General features: G+C 66.9%; 16 protein-coding genes. 4 read left to right on the top strand and 12 right to left on the bottom strand.

The window, feature by feature from the left end; all coding sequences use genetic code 11:
* Positions 1–6: 6 nt before the first annotated feature.
* A complete protein-coding gene (locus tag LF41_RS02165; RefSeq protein ID WP_036165064.1) occupies positions 7–2,034 on the bottom strand; it encodes a peptide-N4-asparagine amidase in 2,028 nt (675 codons plus the stop codon).
* Positions 2,035–2,270: 236 nt separating this feature from the next.
* Between LF41_RS02165 and LF41_RS02160 the strand changes: the two genes are divergently transcribed.
* Entirely contained in the window at positions 2,271–2,741 is a 471-nt protein-coding gene (locus tag LF41_RS02160) for a GNAT family N-acetyltransferase (RefSeq protein ID WP_036165062.1), read from the top strand.
* On the opposite strand, the gene LF41_RS02155 is transcribed toward LF41_RS02160, so the two are convergent.
* From LF41_RS02155 to LF41_RS02130, 6 genes are all read right to left on the bottom strand, one after another.
* Entirely contained in the window at positions 2,736–3,503 is a 768-nt protein-coding gene (locus LF41_RS02155; RefSeq protein WP_036165059.1) for an anti-sigma factor, read from the bottom strand. The two genes, LF41_RS02160 and LF41_RS02155, sit on opposite strands and share 6 nt — an antisense overlap.
* Complete coding sequence (locus LF41_RS02150) at positions 3,500–4,072, bottom strand: sigma-70 family RNA polymerase sigma factor (protein ID WP_036165056.1); 573 nt, start codon at positions 4,070–4,072, stop codon at positions 3,500–3,502. The genes LF41_RS02155 and LF41_RS02150 overlap by 4 nt, the downstream gene beginning before the upstream one ends.
* A 92-nt stretch (positions 4,073–4,164) precedes the next feature.
* Complete coding sequence (locus tag LF41_RS02145) at positions 4,165–5,274, bottom strand: HupE/UreJ family protein (protein ID WP_036165053.1); 1,110 nt, start codon at positions 5,272–5,274, stop codon at positions 4,165–4,167.
* Positions 5,271–6,374, bottom strand: a complete 1,104-nt coding sequence (locus LF41_RS02140; RefSeq protein WP_036165050.1) for a hypothetical protein — start codon at positions 6,372–6,374, stop codon at positions 5,271–5,273. The genes LF41_RS02145 and LF41_RS02140 overlap by 4 nt, the downstream gene beginning before the upstream one ends.
* A 2-nt stretch (positions 6,375–6,376) precedes the next feature.
* Positions 6,377–8,326, bottom strand: coding sequence for a TonB-dependent receptor (locus LF41_RS02135; protein ID WP_202594005.1), 1,950 nt, complete (start codon positions 8,324–8,326; stop codon positions 6,377–6,379).
* Between the two features lie 177 nt (positions 8,327–8,503).
* Entirely contained in the window at positions 8,504–9,871 is a 1,368-nt protein-coding gene (locus LF41_RS02130; protein ID WP_052116089.1) for a DUF4331 domain-containing protein, read from the bottom strand.
* Between the two features lie 132 nt (positions 9,872–10,003).
* On the opposite strand from LF41_RS02130, the gene LF41_RS02125 reads away from it, so the two are divergent.
* The gene (locus tag LF41_RS02125; RefSeq protein WP_036165044.1) at positions 10,004–10,795 is read left to right on the top strand and encodes an isocitrate lyase/PEP mutase family protein; all 792 of its coding nucleotides are present in this window, start codon (positions 10,004–10,006) and stop codon (positions 10,793–10,795) included.
* Between the two features lie 9 nt (positions 10,796–10,804).
* On the opposite strand, the gene LF41_RS02120 is transcribed toward LF41_RS02125, so the two are convergent.
* From LF41_RS02120 to LF41_RS02105, 4 genes are all read right to left on the bottom strand, one after another.
* The gene (locus LF41_RS02120; protein ID WP_036165040.1) at positions 10,805–11,341 is read right to left on the bottom strand and encodes an SRPBCC family protein; all 537 of its coding nucleotides are present in this window, start codon (positions 11,339–11,341) and stop codon (positions 10,805–10,807) included.
* The gene (locus LF41_RS02115; protein WP_036165037.1) at positions 11,338–11,676 is read right to left on the bottom strand and encodes an ArsR/SmtB family transcription factor; all 339 of its coding nucleotides are present in this window, start codon (positions 11,674–11,676) and stop codon (positions 11,338–11,340) included. The genes LF41_RS02120 and LF41_RS02115 overlap by 4 nt, the downstream gene beginning before the upstream one ends.
* A gap of 69 nt (positions 11,677–11,745) precedes the next feature.
* Positions 11,746–12,546, bottom strand: coding sequence for a hypothetical protein (locus LF41_RS02110; RefSeq protein WP_036165035.1), 801 nt, complete (start codon positions 12,544–12,546; stop codon positions 11,746–11,748).
* Positions 12,547–12,658: 112 nt separating this feature from the next.
* On the bottom strand, positions 12,659–13,708 hold the full coding sequence (locus LF41_RS02105) for an NAD(P)-dependent alcohol dehydrogenase (protein ID WP_036165033.1): 1,050 nt from the start codon (positions 13,706–13,708) through the stop codon (positions 12,659–12,661).
* A 145-nt stretch (positions 13,709–13,853) separates the two neighbouring features.
* On the opposite strand from LF41_RS02105, the gene LF41_RS02100 reads away from it, so the two are divergent.
* Positions 13,854–15,437, top strand: a complete 1,584-nt coding sequence (locus LF41_RS02100) for an arylsulfatase (RefSeq protein ID WP_036165031.1) — start codon at positions 13,854–13,856, stop codon at positions 15,435–15,437.
* A complete protein-coding gene (locus tag LF41_RS02095; protein ID WP_036165029.1) occupies positions 15,434–16,222 on the top strand; it encodes a transporter in 789 nt (262 codons plus the stop codon). Before LF41_RS02100 ends, LF41_RS02095 begins: the two co-directional genes overlap by 4 nt.
* On the opposite strand, the gene LF41_RS02090 is transcribed toward LF41_RS02095, so the two are convergent.
* Positions 16,219–17,787 (bottom strand): arylsulfatase, encoded by a 1,569-nt coding sequence (locus tag LF41_RS02090; protein WP_036165027.1) that lies wholly within the window; start codon positions 17,785–17,787, stop codon positions 16,219–16,221. The genes LF41_RS02095 and LF41_RS02090 overlap by 4 nt on opposite strands.
* Positions 17,788–17,792 lie beyond the last annotated feature (5 nt).

Below are 17,792 nucleotides of genomic sequence, written 5' to 3'. Positions count from 1 at the left end.
CGCGTCCTATGGCGCCGGCGCCCAGTTCATCGAATCGGGCGACCCGTCCGGGTGCGACCACCATCGCAGCGTGTTCGTCCCGCCGCAGGCGTCGCCACGGGTGCGGGTTTGCAGTTCCGCGTTCATCGTCGTCAGGCCCGCGCTGTAGCAACCGCCGCGGTTGTCGGTGAACAGGTAATCGCGGCTGCTCGCCCAGTTGGAGTTGCCCTCGAGCGGATCCAGCGGTGCGTAGCGGTAATCGCGCGTGGCGTCGAACAGATCGCTGAGCGACGTCGTGTAACGCGCGGTGCCGCGCCGGAACTGCGAGGTGCGCAGCACGCGGCCCTGGTGGACCAGCACGCTGAACACGTCGGTGCCCGCGCCGGCGAACTCGCCATCGCTCCGGTTGCCGCCGGCGTGTCGGTAGTCGAGCACGAAGGGGTACGACGAGTACAACTTGTCTTCGCTCAGCAACGTGCTGCCCAGCAGCCGACGGCTGGTGCTGTCGACCGAGCTGGTCAGGCGCACCTTCTGTCCGAAGTCGGCGTCGTAGTCATCGAACGGACCGATGTCCTCGAAGCTCGTGACGTCATAGATGTTGGTGTCGAGGAAGTAGTTGCGCTGGATCACGCTACTTGTGATGCGGCCGCGCGAGGTGTCGACGTAGCCGTCGATGCGGAACGAACGCACCGAGCGCGTCACGACTTGTCCCGTGAGGTGATGGTTGACGTTCGATCCGACCATGTCGGTCGTTTGCGACAGCGTGTCGGTGACGGTCGGCGTGGACTCGACGAGTGTGTTGCGCGTCACCGCGCCGGGCACGATCGCGCGGCCCCGGTCGAGGTACAACAACAGGTTCCCGCCGAGGATGCCGCTGCCGGCGCCCACGATGCGCGCTTCGATCACGTGCTCCACGCCGTTGTTGAGCAATCCGGCGAAGGGCGTGAGGTCCACGCGGTGCGGCATGCGGTTCAACGCCTGTACGCCCGGCGCGGGGATGTCGATTGTGTTGCGGAAGTTGTTGTTGATCGCGCTGCCCAGCCACGGATAGACGGGCGCGAGGCCAGCGAGCCGGCCGTCGATGCGGATTTCGACTTCGCGATAGTTCCCGCCACCGCAGCCCTGCAACAGGCTCGCGGTGAGCGCGCGCGCGTCGCCGATGGCGTAGCCGTTCAACAAATACGGGAAGCGCGTGATCACCGCGTCGGGCGCGCATGCCCACCAATAGCGTTCCTGGCCGGCGCGCGAACCGCCGCCTTCCACGTGCGCGATCACGTCCAGGTAGGCGCGTTCGATGTTGCGCGGGAACGTGCGGATGATCTGCGTGAACGGAACGTGGACGTTGCCGTCGTGGCGCATCACCGGCACCACCAAGTCGGCGATGCGTTGCGCCGGCGTGGAAGGCGTACCTTGATAGAACACCAACTGCACCGTCGCCGAGTCCTGGAGGAAGTCGTCGAAGGAATCGAAGTTGTCGTTGTCATAGGTGCCCGCGAAGAAGCCCATCTTCGGCGTGCGCAGGATGGAGGCGTACTCGGTGACGTCGCGTTCCATCACCCAGGTCGGGATGCCGTTGTGGATCTGCGGGGCGCCGACGAAGAAGGTGTACAGGTTGCCTTCGCCTTCGGACCAGGGCACGTCGACGAACGACAGGCCGATGCCGCTCGTGGGCAGGCCGTTCTGCCGTGGGCCGGACATCTGCATGATCAGCTTGACCTTGGACCACGGCCCCGGGCACGCGGCCGGCGGCGTGTAGTTGAAGTTGGGGTCGTACACCGACAGCGCGGGAATGGGCCGTTCGCGGAACAGGGTGACGACGCATGGCGAGCCCGCGGCGCGGGGCACGCGCGGCTCGACCTGGAAGGGATCGGCGCCGGCTTCGGCCGGCGTGAGCAGCGCGGCGACGGGCACGGCCGCGGCGAGGTTGGGCCGTGAGGCGTTCGATGCCGGCGCGATGCGGATGTCGTCTGCTCGCGTGGCGACGAATCCCCAGCTCGCCAATGCGACCAGCAAGGTGGAGCCCAACAGCGTCCGCAGCAAGTGTTTGCCGTTCATCGTGGTTCCCTCCCGTGGGCGCGGGTTACGCCGCGCGGGGGACGCTGTTCCTGCGAATGTGTGCGCGGCGTTGACGCAAGGCGACTGCGTGTACCGCAGAGCTGGCGCCACCCGGTGAATGGCCGCGGCGCCGGTCGCGTGACCTTCGGTCTCCTGCCCACCCTCCGCGGCGTGTTGCACTGCACGCAGGCCGATGCGCACCGCCGCCGCATTCAGGGTGTCGGTAGAATGCCCGCATGATCCGCATCGCCGACTACGACCCCCGCTGGCGCGCCGACTTCGCGCGCCTGAACATCGATTGGCTCGAACGGTTCTTCGTGGTCGAAGACATCGATCGCGTGGTGCTGGGCGACCCCGACACGCACATCCTTTCCAAGGGCGGGCGCGTCCTGTTCGCCGTCGACGAAAGCGACAACGCCATCGGCACCGTCGCGCTCAAGCACGAAGGGCAGGGCGTGTACGAACTCACGAAAATGGCCGTCGATCCCGCGTACCAGGGACGGGGCATCGGCCGCTTGCTGATGGATGCCGCGCTCGATGCGTATCGCGCCATCGACGGGCGCGAGTTGTTCCTGGAATCGAGCAGCAAACTCGCGCCCGCGTTGGCCCTGTACGAAAGCGTCGGCTTCCGCCATCGCCCCGCGCCGCGGCCCGGCACGCATTACGCGCGCGCGGACGTCTACATGGTGTACGAGCCCGCGCTATAGCTGCGCGATGCCGCCTTTCGCGACGATCGGCCCGGTCGGCGCGGCGTGCGGGATGCCCACCGGCGATTCGAGAGACACGGCCAGCGTCGCGCCGACGGCGAGTTCGCGGCGCAGGTTCGCGGGCACGTCGATGGTGAGCGCCTGCGCGTTCGACACCTGGCCCAGCGAAATCGGCGCGCGCCCTTCGGGAATGACCCAGAGTTCGTTCACGCGGCCGCGCCCGTCGGCCGGCACGGGGACGGGCACCATCGAGAGCTTGCCGTTCGCCGCGTCGATGGTCGCCAGCCAACCGGTGCTGCCGTCGTCGCGCGCGAGCACGGTGACGGGTTTCGGCGGCACTTCCACTGCAGGCGGGCGCACGACGACGGCCGGCGGTGCGGGTGCGGGGGCCGGTTCGCGCTGCAGCAGGAATGCGACTGCGGCGATGCCCGCGGCGGCCGCGAGCGTCGTCGCCGCGCGCCAGAAGCCGACGCTGTTCCAAACGCCCTTGCGCGCGGGCTCGGCTGCGGCCCAACCCAGTTGGGTGCGAATCCGCGGCCACACGTGCGCGCCGGGCGCGACGGCATCGACGCTCGCATTCCATGGCGCGAAATGCGTTTCCCACGCATCGACGAGGGACGCGAACGCGGGCTCCCGCGCGATTCGCGCCTGCACACGTTCGCGTTCCGCGCGTTCGAGCACGCCGAGCACGTATTCGCCCGCAAGGACGGCGTCGTCCGGCGGTTGCGAATCGCGCTCGAGGCGGTCGACGGGCGTGTTCATCGTTCCAGGCACGCCTTGAGTTGCTGCAACGCGCGGCGGATCCAGCTCTTGATCGAACCGAGCGGCGAGCCCGAGCGTTGCGCGAGTTCGCCATAGGTCGCGCCTTCGTAGAATGCGGTGCGGATCAGCGCCTGGCGACGCGGGTCGAGTTCGTCGATGCAATCGTCCAGGCGCACGCGGGTCGCCGCGGCATCGGCGCGCGTGGCGGGCGAGGGGCCGGGATCGGCCGTCTCGTCCGCCCATTCGATCGACGCGCGCAGCGCGGGCGCCGGCAGAGTGCGCAAGCGGTCGATCGCACGATGGCGCGCGATGCTGCACAACCAGCCGATCGCGCGCGAACGCGCGGGATCGAATTGCGCGGCCTTGCCCCACACGAGGACGAACACGTCCTGCAAGACATCCTCGGCCTCGCTGCGATCGGGCAACACGCGCAGGCAGATGCCCATCAGCGTGGGCGCGGTGTCGCGGTAGAGGATTTCAAATGCGGCTCGGTCACCGGCCGCCACGCGGGGCAGCAGGCGGTCGGCTTCCGCGAATCCGTCTTCGTTCGTGCGGAACTCTGCGTCCACTGTCCCGCCACTTCGCCATCCGCGCGTCGATGCGCCCGACCTTATGCCACGGCGGCCCGTCGACACCCGATGACGGGAACGGTCGGTTCCGTTCATGCCGCGAGCCGTTGCACCATCCATACCGTCGCGCATCCCGCGATGGCCAGCGACGCCGCCGGCATGGCGCGCCGGGCGTACCAGGCGCGATAGCGGATCGCCAGCAACACGGTCAGCGCGACCGCGACCACCAGCAACTGGCCGAGCTCCACGCCGAGGTTGAAACCGACGAGCGAGAGCAAGCGGGCGTTCTTCGACAATCCGAGCTCCGCCAATGCACCGGCGAATCCGAACCCGTGCACGAGCCCGAATGCGAATCCGATGATCCATGCGCGGCGCTCGACCACGGGGAAGACGTTGTTCAGTGCCGCGAGAACGACGCTGGCCGCGATCGCCGACTCGACGATGCGCGAGGCCGGCACCACCCACCCCAGCGCAGCGAGCGACAACGTCACCGAATGTGCGAGCGTGAATGCGGTGACGATGCCCAGGGCGCGCGTCGCGACGGCGCGCGGATTGGGCGCAGCCGACCACGTGCCTCCCGTGCGAATCAATGCCGAGGTCAGCAGTAGCGACACGAGGAAGGCGAGGTGGTCGTAACCGATGAGGATGTGGTGGATGCCTTCGCGCACGAACTGCAGGAGTGTCGCGCCGCCGTCATTGTCGCCATTGACGGCGAGCGCAACGTCGCGCGCGTCGGCGCGGGCGATGGCGGTCGTCGACTGCGCGCCCGCGCGCAATGTGACCAGTGCGCGGTGTTGCGGGTCGCGGTCGAACATCAGGCCGTAGCCGACGTCCACGCGGCCGCCATTCGCGCACGCGGCACGGAACCGCAGCGCGGCGTGCGTGCCTTCGTCGTAGGCGCGGGTGCCCATGCCGGTGGGCGTGAGCTCGCACGGCTGGCCGCCGCGCCTGATCGAAAGGCCCGATTCCACCATTGCGCGCAAGGGAGCTTCGACGGCCTGCAATTCACCCCATGTCACTTGCTCGTCGCGGTCGCGGTCCAGCGGCAGCGTCAGCGCGATATCGCGCAACGACAGATCGACTTCGACGTCCAGCGCGTTGTTTGGCGCCTCGACCAGGTCGACATGCGACACCGACAGGGTATGCGCCGACGCAGTCGCGCAGACCAGCAGGAGCGAAAGCAGGCAGGCGATGCGCGTCATCGGGACGCCAGCCGGTGTTCGTCGATGCCGGAGGTGCGCAGCCAGTCGGCGGTGCGCGCCACGATATCGTCGCGCGCGGCGGCGCGTGCGGCGCGCAGGAGGATGTCGACGTCTTCGTAGTCGCGCTGCTGGGTGAAGTTCTTCTGCGCGAGGGCCAGCGCGGCTTTGCTGTCGTTGCCGACGACCAGGGCGAATTCGGCTTCGTCGCGCAGCTCCGGCGTCGCGCCGACCGCATGCGCGAGTGCGTAGCGGCGGCGCATCGAGGCGGCCAGCGCCGGTGCGTTCGCCGCCTTGGCGACATGCGCCGCGAGCGCGGCCTGCACCGCGAGACCGTCGCTGTCGGGCGCATGCGCGAGGAGCCGCAACGCCTCGGCGTTGCGGCCCCGGGCGCGCAACGAACGTGCGTACGCCGCCAGGGTGCGCACGTCCTGGCGGTCGAGGGCGAGCGCACGTGCGAAGAAGGCATCGGCCTGCGGGTCGCCCATGCGCGATGCGAATTCGCCGCGCGACACGAGCACGCTGCGCAGCGCCCGCTTGTCGTGCGCCGATTGCACGAGCCAGCCGTCGAGCGCGGTGTTGGCTGCGGCGTAGTGCCCTTGTCGGCCCACGAGCGCCGCGATGCACAGCTGTCCGGCTTCGCTGTCGATGCCCAGGACCAGGGTCGTGCAATCCGAGCGTGCTTCGGACAATCGTCCCTGGACCAGCAGGATCTGCGCGCGCGACAGGCGCGCCCCGCCGTCGCGTGGCCGTTCCACCAACACCGAGGAGAGCAGGGCGCGCGCGTCGTCGAAGGCATGGCGATGCTGCGCTGCGAAAGCACGCGCCTTGCGCACGTCGGGTGTCTGGCGCGGAATGCCCGCGAGGATCGCTTCGGCCCGCGTGGCCAGGCGCGCATCGCCGGTGCGCGCCGCGGCGGCGAGCAGCGCGTTCGCCTGGTCGAGCGGCTTCGCGCGCGGGCCTGCTGCAGGTTCCAGCGATGCGTAACCGCGCGGCAATCGTTCGAGCACGGTGTCGGGCGTGGTCGGGACGACGTACGGCGGCTGTTGCGCGTGGGCCAGCGACGCGGCGAGTGTCAACAGCAGGAAGACCAGGGCGCGCATGGTCAGAAGCTGTAGGTCGCGCGCAGCCGGTAGCTGCGGGGCTCGAATGCGTGGATATGCAGACCCTCGACGCCTTCGTCCGCTTCTCCCGGCAAGCGCGAGGCGTAGAAATATTCGATGTCGTGGTCGTCGGAATCGAGCGCGTTCAGCACGTCGAGTTCCAGGTTCCACCGTTGCCAGCGCTTGCCGACCGCGAGACTCACCATCGTCGAGCTCGCGCTGCGCACGCCATCATCCTCGATCAACGGTGCGGCGCCGAGGTAGCGCACGCGCGCCGAGGAATGCCAGCCCTGCGCCCAATCCGACGACCACGCCGCGGACACGACCCACGGCACCGCGCCCGGTATGCGGTCGCCGGCCGGATCGTCGTCGCCGAATCGCGCCTGCGTGTACGCGACTTCCAGTTCGAGGCGCGCGCGCGGATCGGCGAACCAGTACGCGCCGAGTTCGACGCCGCGGCGCTCGCTCGGCCGGCTCGCTTCCGTCGTGCCGGCATCGCCGACGAACAACAGCTCGCTGGCGAGATCCAGCCGCCACAGCGCCAGCGTCGTTTGCCACCGGCCTTCGCGTGCGATGCGCAACCCGAGTTCCGCGCCGCGTGAGCGCACGAGTGGCGTGACGCGATTGGCGGGATCGCCGCTGACCGGATCGACCCGGATCGTCGTCCCCCGCGCGTCGTTGGAATGGAAGCCCTGGCCCCAATCGAGGTACAGCTCGGTCGGTTCGGCTACGCGCCAAGCGAGTTCGCCCTTGAACGAGGCGATGCCCGCGCTCGTGCGGCCGCCGTTCTCCGGTTGCAATGCGTCGACGTCGAAGGTGTAGCGGTCGTAGCGCCCGCCGAGCTGCAGGCGCAACGCTTGCGTCAGCGACCACTGTGCATCCATCCACGCATCGACGCTGCGCTCGTCGACGCGATCGTCGCGCACCGGTGCGACGAACGCGCGCGCCTGCGTGCGTTCGACGCCGACGCGTCCGATGTCGTCCCGGCGTCCATCCATGCCGGCGCGTACGCGCCACGTGTTGCCTTGCCAGGCTTGGCGCAGGGCGAAGCCGGTGACGGTGCGCGCGTCGAACTGGCGGAACTGATCGCCGCGCACGGGATCATCGAGGAAGTAGGTGAAGTTCGACCACAGCGAGAGGCGGTAGCGGATCGCGTAGGCGCTGGCGTCGAAGGTGCCGCCGAATGCATCGCCGCGCCATCCGCCCGAGAGCGAATGGCGCGACGAGTCCCCACCCAGCGTCGTGTCGATGGAGCCGAGGCGATCGATGAGGCCGCTGTCGACCGCGCGTTGCGGAATCTGGTCGGGGGAGTTCCAGCGATTGTCGTAGCCCATTGCCGTCAGCGTCAGTTGGCCAGGCCCCACAGGCGCGACGTAGCGCAGCAGCGCATTGCGCTTGCGCACGTCTTCGCCGATGTCGCGCCACGGCCCGTCGTAGTCTTGCGCTTCGATGCCCCAGGTCAGCGTGCCCTTGCCGATGGCGTGGCTGGCGGCGCCGACGACGCGCGCGTATCCGTTGCTGCCCGCTTCGAGCTGTGCGAAGTCCTTCGGCATCGCATCGACCAGCCGGTATTCCACCGAGCCTGCGGACGAGAAGTCGCCGACGTCCGCCGCGTACGGCCCTTTGCGATAGACGAGGCCATCGACTAGCTCGGGAATGAGGAAGTTGAGGTCGGCGTAGCCTTGCCCATGACCGTGCGAGCGCAGGTTGACGGGCATGCCATCGACGGACTGCGCGAAATCGGTGCCGTGGTCCAGGTTGAAGCCGCGCAGGAAATATTGGTTCGCCTTGCCCGATCCGGAGTGTTGCGTTGCTGCGACGCCGGGGACGTATTCGGCGAGATCGCCGGGGCGCAGGCGCGGCCGGCGTTCGAGTTCCGCATGCGAGAGCGCGCCTTCGGAGGCCGACGTCGCAGTGCCGACGAGCGTGCCTTCGCGGCCGACGACGGTCACGACGTCGAGTTCCGCCGGCGCCGGGCCCGCGGTTTGCGCGAAGCACGGCGCTGCCGAAACGCACGAAACCAGGCAAGCGAAGATCCGATGGCGATGAATGTGTTGCATGCATTCCACGTTAAAGGGTCCCCGGCGGCGCGTACGCCGCCGGGGTGTTGGGAAGGTGCGACGCCGGACTCAATCGGTCGCGCCGGGGAGCGGCGTGTTGAGGTACGGGAACGAATTGCGGAACTCGGTGGCGCGCACGTCGGCACCATCGGTGAAGGGCAACCGCCGTGACGGCGCCTGCTTGTCGGTCAACAACGCACCCATCACGACGCGCAGTTCGATATCCACCACGTCGTCGCCGGGGCGTCGCCCGTTGGGGAAGCCGGCCGTGTCGCCCGCGAGCACGCCGAGCGATTTCTGCTGGCTCGCGGCCTTCGCCGCGATCGAGGTGTTGAGCCGCATCATTTCCGCGGGCCGCACGTTCGCCGGTTGGTTGAGGCCCGGTACGCCCGTGAGGAACGCGGCCACGAGGTCGGTCCGCGGGAAGACCTGGGGCGCGCGCGTGCTCGGATACAACACCTGGATCAGCGCGGGCAGCGTCGGATTGGTCACGTACTTCGCGAACTGCGCGTCGTCGTAGGGCGCGGACGCGTTGAACTTGTCCTTGTCGGGCAAGCCGATGACCACTTCGTTCACCAGCGGCGACGACAGGCGCGAGACCTGCGTCTGCACGCCGGAGGCGTTCGGCAACGAGGCCGTGCTCCACGCCCCGACGATCGGGCTGCCCGCGGTCAGGCATCCGGTGGGCACTTCGAGCGCGATGGTGGTGACGTTCTTCTTCGCCAGCGCGTTGGTATCGCCATTGGTGGGGCCGACGGGGTTGGTGTGGATGAGGTCGAAGATCTCCCCGACGTTCACCGCGAAGCCTTCGCGCCGCTGCCCGACGAACACGCGCCCGGTGCCTGCGCAGCCGGCGAAGTTGATCTTCGAGATGTACTTGTCGGCGTAGGCGGCGTAGTTGGCGATCGACTTGGTGCCGATGTTGTCGAACGGCTTGATGAAGGTGTTGGCGTTCGTCGCGACGTTGGTCGCCAGTTGCGGCAACTGGCCTTCGCGGTACACGGTGACGGTGTAGCTCTCCAGCACGTTGAGCGTCGGATCCGAGCTGGAGGCGAACGGGCCCACGTTGCTCAGCGGTACCGCGACCGACGTGCCGCCGATGTCCAGCGCCGCGTTGCGGTAGGTGGTGTTGAACTTGAAGCGATAGATCAGGTCGGCGCGCGCGTCGCCGTCGTTGTCGATGTGGATGTCGTATTGCGCGTTCGGGTCCATCAGGTAGTAGTTCGGACCGTCGTAGGGGTTCTCGCCGGGCTGGAAGTTGGCGAGGATGGTGACGTAGCCGCTGCGTCCGCTTTCATAGCTGCGGAAGAGGTACACGTCGGTGTTGTCGACCTTCGGGGTCTTGGTGATGTTGGGGGCCTCGCGGTGGCTCGATGCGAGGGCCGTGCCGCCGACCAGCAACGCTGCGCACGCGCCGGCGAGTAGGGTGTGTTTCATCTGGGGGTTCCTGTTGTGTGTGCCGGGCGGCTTGCCCACTGGGCTCTACGACGGCGATGCGAATGCGGATGCAGCCACTTGCCGATAAACTCCATTGCTCAGTTGGTTCCCCCACCGCACGAGGACGCATCGATGCACGACCGTTTCCTTGCCTTGCACCACGCCGACACGCCGTTGTTGATCGCCAATGCCTGGGACGCGGCAAGCACCGCGTTGTGGCAACACGCCGGCGCACAGGCCATCGGCACCAGCAGCGCCGCGCTCGCATGGGCGTGCGGCTATGCGGATGGCGGGCCGCTCGATCACGACGCACTCATCGGCAAGGTGCGCGAAATCACGCGTGTCGCGCGCGTGCCGGTGAGCATCGATTTCGAGGACGGCTACAGCGACGATCCCGCGCAGGTCGCCGCTTATGTGCGCGAACTGAGCAGTCTCGGCGTCGTCGGCATCAACCTCGAAGACGCCGGTTGGTCGCCGGATCTGCTGGTCGCGAAGATCGAAGCGATCCGCGGCGCGATGGGCGGCACGCCGTTCTTCATCAACGCGCGCACCGACGTGTACCTGCGCGGCATGGCGAAAGGCGAAGCTGCGGTCGCGATGACCAACGAACGCTTGGCGCGTTACGCGACGGCGGGAGCGAGCGGCGTGTTCGTGCCGGGGCTCGCCGACCTGCAGGAGATCGCGGCCGTCGCATCGGCGACATCGTTGCCGCTGAACGTGATGATCGTGCCGGGGCTCGCGCCGCTCGACGAACTGCACCGCGCGGGCGTGCGTCGCGTCAGCGCGGGCATCAACTTGTTCCAGCACGCATTCGCGGCCGGGTTGCAGGCCGCGCGCGCGTTCCTCGGTGGCGATGTGACGCGGTCGTTCGACCGCCCGATGACCTACGACGAGCTCAACGCCCTGTTCGATTCGGTGCGCTGAGCCGCGCCGTCAGTGCGCCAGGCGTGCGACGTACTCGCGCTCCAGGCGCGTGTGCTCGCGCCAGAAGCCTTCGTGCGCGCGGTCTTCCAGGCGCGCGACGAGGATGTCGAGGTGCGTGTGCCAACCCGCGGCGACGCTGGTCATCTGGTCCGGCGACAGGCGGCGGTGGGTCAACACCAGGCGCACGCGATTGCCCTGCGGCGTGAGTTCGTAGCGGACTTCCGACGAGGCCGACGCATCTTCGCCCCACGTGTACGCGAGCGCGCGCGGTGGATCGAACTCGGTCACGCGCCCCTGCATGCGGGCTTCGTCCGCAATGTGCGCGTATTTCTGCGGTGCGGGCGCGTCGTTCTCCGTCAGCGCGTTGTTGCGCCAGACGTGTTCGACGCTGCCGCCGACGCGGGGTTCGATCACGCCGGAAGCGAGCCATCGCGCGCGCAGGTCGGAATCCACGAGGTAGGCCCACACACGGTCGATGGGGCCGGGCAGGGTGCGTTCGATGCGCACGGTATCGCTGGACAGCGGGACGGCATAGGCGGAATTCATTTCTTCGTCCTCTTTTTCGCGTCTTGCGTGAGCAGGCGTTCCAGCGTGTCGAGGCGCTGGTGCCAGAAGTGTTCGTAGTGGCGCAGCCATTCGGCGCCCGCGTGCATGGGCGCGGCCTGCAGGGAGCATTTGTGCGAGCGCCCTTCGATTTGCCGATGCACCAGGCCCGCGCGTTCGAGGACCTGGATGTGCTTGGACGCGGCGGCCAGCGACATCTCGAACGGTGCGGCGAGTTCCCCGACGCTGTGCGGGCCGAGTGCGAGTCGTTCGAGCATCGCGCGTCGCGTGCCGTCGGCGAGGGCATGGAAGACGGCGTCGAGTGAGTGTTCAACCATGCGGTTGAATATCCGCCTGCGCCACCAGACTGTCAACCATCCGGTTGAATGAACCGACGGGCGGTCGCCTCAGTGCGTGATCGCCGGCGGCGTGAGATACGCGCCGCGGAATTTCTGGAGGATGCGCTTGGTCGTCTTCTTCAAGGGGCCGATCGTCGCGCGGTGCACGGCGCCGAGCGCGCGGCGGCTTGGCGGGATGCGCCAGCCGAAGCCGTCGGACATCACGCCCTGGCAGGGGTTGCACATGCCGCACGGCTGCCCGCGCAAGGGTTTATGGCAGAACCACGTCATGCCGAGGATCGGGATCCATCCGCGGACATCGGCTTCCTTCTTCATCGCGGCCTTGTCGGTTTGCGCGAGCGGGAAGGCCAGGCGGCCGAACAGGGCGCCGATGTCGGAGTCGCGGGCATCGGGCGACAACCGGAAGCTGGCGTAGCCCTGTTTCGTCGTGATCGCCTCGGTGCGGCCGATCAGCATTTCGCTCGCGCCGTGGTGCGTGAACTCCGAGCCCATCTCGACATCGCGCAAGTCGTGCTGCGCCAGGAACCGTGCGATCCACGGATACTGCGAGCCGATCGGATGCGTGCGCAGGATGCGGCGATACGCGTGTTCGATCTCGGGATCGGGCGCGAGCGCGTCGACATCCGCGATGCGCGTGGACAGCAGCAGTTGACGCGTCTGCGGGTAGGCGGTGGCGAGCGCTTCGCGGATGCGCTCCATCGTGCGCAGCTCCACGTGCAGGGACCCGCGCGTGTGGTCCATGAGGTAGATCGGTTCGACCGACACGCCATGCACCAGCAGCAAGCGCATCAGCTGGAAGGTGGAATCCCACCCGCCGGTCCACAGCAGGTTGACGGGCGTGCGCTCCATGCCGGCACCTCGTTTCGACGATCACTGTCGAGAAGGAACGCTGCTCTGCAGCGCGAGCGGTCGCCCGCGCTGCGAAACTCACATGAACGCATTCACCAAGATGACAACTGCGTCAACGCAGCGTCTGAGAATCGATGACGAAGCGATATTTGACGTCGCTCTTCACCATGCGGTCGTAGGCCTTGTCGATGTCCTGCATGGGGATCATCTCGATGTCGCTGACGATGCCGTGCTCGGCGCAGAAATCGAGCATTTCCTGCGTCTCCGGAATGCCGCCGATCAACGAACCGGCGATCGAGCGGCGCCCGAAGATCAGCACGGCGACGCTCGGGCTGGGATGCGGATGTTCGGGAACGCCCACCACGCACAGCGTGCCGTCGCGCTTGAGCAGGGAGGTCAGTGCATCGATGTCGTGGCTGGCGGCCACCGTGTCGAGAATGAAATCGAAGCTCCGCGTGTGCGCCTTCATCTGCGCCGGATCGCGCGATATCACGACCTCGTCGGCGCCAAGGTCGTGCGCGTCCTGCCGCTTGCTTTCCGAGGTCGTGAACGCGACGACGTGCGCGCCCATCGCATGCGCGAGCTTGATGCCCATGTGGCCGAGCCCGCCGATGCCGACGATGCCGACCTTCTGGCCCGGACCGACCTTCCAGTGCCGCAGCGGCGAATACGTGGTGATGCCTGCGCAGAGCAAGGGCGCGACCGCCGCGAGCTGGTCCTCGGGATGGCGGATCTCCAGCACGAAATCCTGGTCGACCACGATGCGTTGCGTATAGCCGCCGAGCGTGTGGCCCGGCGGATCGTCGGTCGGCCCGTTGTAGGTGCCGACGAAACCGACCTCGCAATATTGCTCGAGGCCTTCCTTGCAGGAGGCGCACTTGCGGCAACTGCCGACCAGGCATCCCACGCCCACGGTTTGCCCGACCTTGAACTTCGTCACTTCGCCACCCACGGCCGACACGTGGCCGACGATCTCGTGGCCCGGCACGCACGGATACAAGGTCCCGCCCCATTCGGAGCGCACCGTGTGCAGGTCGGAGTGGCAGACGCCGCAATAACGGATCTCGACCTGCACGTCGCGTGGGCCCGGCGTGCGGCGCACGATGTCCATCGATTCCAGCGGAACGTCGGCGGCGCGCGCGCCATAGGCTTTGGTGTTCATCGCAGGCTCCCGGGCATGAAGGCGCATTGTGCATGCCATTCGTTACCGGGCAGTAGAAATACTGGCCCGCGCCCGGTAGTCATTCCGTAGCTGCGCGCATCGACCGTTCCCGATCATTGCCGTCCCACGATCGGAGTTGCGTGCGATGGCCAAGACGAAGAGCAAAGCGGCGCCGGCGAAGGCGAAGAAGGGCGGGGGCGGCGGCCGGAAGCCGAACATCCTGGTCATCTGGGGCGATGACATCGGGATCGCCAACCTCAGCTGTTACACGCACGGGCTCATGGGGTACCACACGCCCAACATCGACCGCATCGCGGCCGAAGGGATGTTGTTCACCGACTCCTATGGCGAGCAGAGCTGCACCGCGGGCCGCTCGTCATTCATCACGGGCCAGAGCGTGCATCGCACGGGGCTGTCGAAGGTCGGCATCCCGGGTGCCTTGCAAGGGATGATGCCGTCGATCGTGACGATGGCCTCGCTGCTCAAGGACCAGGGGTACACGACCGGCCAGTTCGGGAAGAACCACCTGGGCGATCGCAACGAGCATCTGCCGACGGTGCACGGCTTCGACGAGTTCTTCGGCAACCTCTATCACCTCAACGCGCAGGAAGAGCCGGAGATGGACGGGTATCCGTCGGATCCGCGCTATCTCGAACGCTTCGGTCCGCGCGGCGTGCTGCACACATGGGCGACCGACAAGGACGACAAGACCACGCATCCGCGCTGGGGACGCGTGGGCAAGCAGAAGATCGAGGATACCGGCCCGCTGAACATCAAGCGCATGGAAACCTGCGACGACGAGTTCGTCTCGGCTGCCACCGACTTCATCAAGCGCGCCGACAAGGCGGGCACGCCGTTCTTCGTGTGGCTCAACACCACGCACATGCACGCCTTCACGCATACCAAGAAGAAGAGCATCGGGCAGGCCGGACCGGACCAGTCGCAGTACCACGACACGATGATCGACCATGACAAGAACGTCGGGCAGATGCTCGACCTGCTCGACGACATGGGTCTTGCCGACGACACCATCGTGATCTATTCCACCGACAACGGCCCGCACATGAACACCTGGCCGGACGCCGGCATGACGCCGTTCCGCAGCGAGAAGAACACGAACTGGGAAGGCGCGTTCCGCATTCCCGAGATGATCCGCTGGCCGGGGCGCATTCCCGCGGGCGTGGTGTCCAACGAAATCATCCAGCACCACGATTGGTTGCCCACGCTGCTCGCCGCCGCTGGCGACACGACGTGCATGGATCGATTGAAGAAGGGCACCGCCGTCAATGGGCGCAAGTACAAGAACCACATCGACGGCTACAACTTCCTGCCGTACCTCACGGGCGACAGCGAGGAAGGGCCGCGCAAGTGGTTCTTCTACTTCAGCGACGACGGCGACATCCTCGGCATCCGCTGGCAACACTGGAAGATCGTCTTCATGGAACAGCGTTGCAAGGGCACCATGCAGGTGTGGGCCGAGCCGTTCACCTCGTTGCGCGTGCCGAAGATGTTCAACCTCCGCACCGATCCGTTCGAGCGCGCCGACATCACGTCGAACACGTATTGGGATTGGGTGTTCCACCATGTGTACTGGATCTACGGTGCACAGGCGGCGGCCGCGGAGTTCCTCGGGACGTTCCGCGAGTTCCCGCCGGCGCAGACGCCCGGCAGTTTCAACCTCGAGCAGGCGCAGCAGAAGATGGCCGAGCTTCCGCAAGGAGCCTCGTGAGTCGTCGGCATCTGCTTTGCCTCGCGCTCCTGGCCGCGCCGCTCGCGGCGCGCGCCCAGGACGCGGACGAACTTGCGAAGAAGCTGTCCAATCCGGTCTCCGACCTGATCAGCGTGCCGTTCCAGTTCAACCACGACGACGGCTACGCCGACCGCGGCAGCCGCACGTACGTCAACGTGCAGCCGGTCGTGCCGATGTCGATCTCCGAGCACTGGAACATGATCTCGCGCACGATCCTCCCGGTCGTGTACCAGGATCACGTGCCGCCGGGGTCGGGCAGCGCTTTCGGTCTCGGCGACACGACGCAAAGTTTGTTCTTCACGCCGAAGGAGCCGACCAGCAGCGGCTGGATCATCGGCGTCGGTCCCGCATTCCTGTTGCCGACTGCGACGGATGACGTGCTCGGCACGGAGAAATGGGGCATCGGGCCGACCGCCGTGTTGCTGAAGCAGGACCGTGGATGGTCGTACGGCGCGCTGGTCAACCACATATGGTCGGTCGCCGGCGCGGACGAGCGACAGGACATCAGTTCGACGTTCCTCCAACCGTTCCTCGCGAAAGGCATCGGAAAGGGACGGACGTTGTCGTTCAATTTCGAATCGACGTATGACTGGAAGCACGACCAGTGGACCGTGCCGTTCAATGCCGGCTACAGCCAGGTGATGAAGGCCGGCTCGCAGATGTTGAGCTGGCAGTTCGGCGTGCGTTACTTCTTCGAGACGCCCGAAGGCGGCCCGGACTGGGGCGTCCGGGCCACGCTGACGCTGATGTATCCCGCGCGCTAGTTGCTGCTCCCGTGCGGCGTCTGCATCTTGCGCTGGGCCTCTTCCAGCGCCTTCTTCAGGCTGAGCGTGTCGGCGCCCTGCGACGGCGGGAATTCCTGCAGGCTCTTCAGGTGCGCGGCGATGAAAGGCCCCGCGCCCGTCGGCGCCCACAGTTTTGACGCGAGGAACTTGCGGCCGATGTACCCCCACTCGTGCGAGTGCGGTGACATCTTTTCCATCGGATCCATGCGCAGGTTGAAGATGTAGGGCACGCTCGGATAGGTCTTCGGGTCGAACCAGCTGCCGTTGTTCTTCACGCCGATGTGCATCTTCCAATTGTCCACGCGGATCGCCATGAGGTCGGTCTCGTCGTAGTAGAAGATCTCGCGGCGCGCGCTCTTGTCCGACTTGCCCGTCCAGTGATCGAGGTTGTTGTAGCCGTCCAGGTGCACCTTGTACTTGGTGCCGTTCATTTCGTAGCCCTTGAGCAGCTTCTCCTTGAGGTCCGGCAGGCCTGCCGCCGCGGCAAGCGTGGCGTACACGTCCTCGTGGTTCTGCACGCCGTTGGACACGCTGCCGGGCTTGATGTGGCCCGGCCATTTCATGAGGCACGGCACGCGCACGCCGCCTTCCCACGTGGTGCCTTTCTCGCCCGCGAACGGCGCGTAGCCGCCATCGGGCCAGTACATCAACTCGTTGCCGTTGTCGGTGCTGTACATGACGATCGTGTTGTCTTCGACGCCCAGGTCCCTGAGCTTCTGCAGCAGCGTGCCGACCTGTTCGTCGTGCTCGATCATCTTGGCGCGGTAGATGTCCTCTTCGGCGCGTCCTTCGTCGACCGCCATCTGGATGTACTTCTTCGGCGAATGCGACCAGATGTGGCACGCGGTGGTGTTGTGCCAGCAGAAGAACGGCTTGCCGCCCTTGACCGCGCGGTCGAGCCAATCGAGCGTGTGGCCGAGGACTTCGCCATCGATGGTCAGCATGCGTTCGCGCGTCAGCGGGCCGGTGTCTTCGATCTTCTGTTTTCCGACCTTGCCGAACTTCTTGTCTTCGGTGGCATCGTCCTTGTCCGTCGCCCAGGCGTGCAACACGCCGCGCGGGCCGAACATTTCCTTGTACTTGGGGTTCTTCTGTCCCGGATAGTCGAGTTCCTCGGGTTCCTCCTCCGCGTTGAGGTGGTAGAGGTTGCCGAACCATTCGTCGAACCCGTGCATCGTCGGCAGGAATTCGTTGCGATCGCCCAGGTGGTTCTTGCCGAACTGCGCAGTCACGTAGCCTTGCGACTTCAGGACTTCCGCCAACGTCGGATCGCTGGCCTGGATCCCGCGCGTCGAACCGGGGATGCCGACGGTGGTCATGCCCGTGCGGATCGGCAATTGGCCCATGATGAAGGCCGCGCGGCCCGCGGTGCAGCTGGGTTGCCCGTAGTGGTCGGTGAACAGCATGCCGTCGTGCGCGATGCTGTCGATGTTCGGTGTGTGGCCCATCATGCCGTGGGTGTAGGCGCCGACATTCCACGTGCCGATGTCGTCGCCCCAGATCACCAGGATGTTGGGCTTCTTGGCGTTCTTCGCGCTGGCCATGGCGC

The sequence above is a fragment of the Lysobacter dokdonensis DS-58 genome (assembly GCF_000770795.1).
Classification (GTDB): Bacteria; Pseudomonadota; Gammaproteobacteria; order Xanthomonadales; family Xanthomonadaceae; genus Noviluteimonas; species Noviluteimonas dokdonensis.
This window is presented reverse-complemented; position numbering and strand designations above follow the sequence as displayed.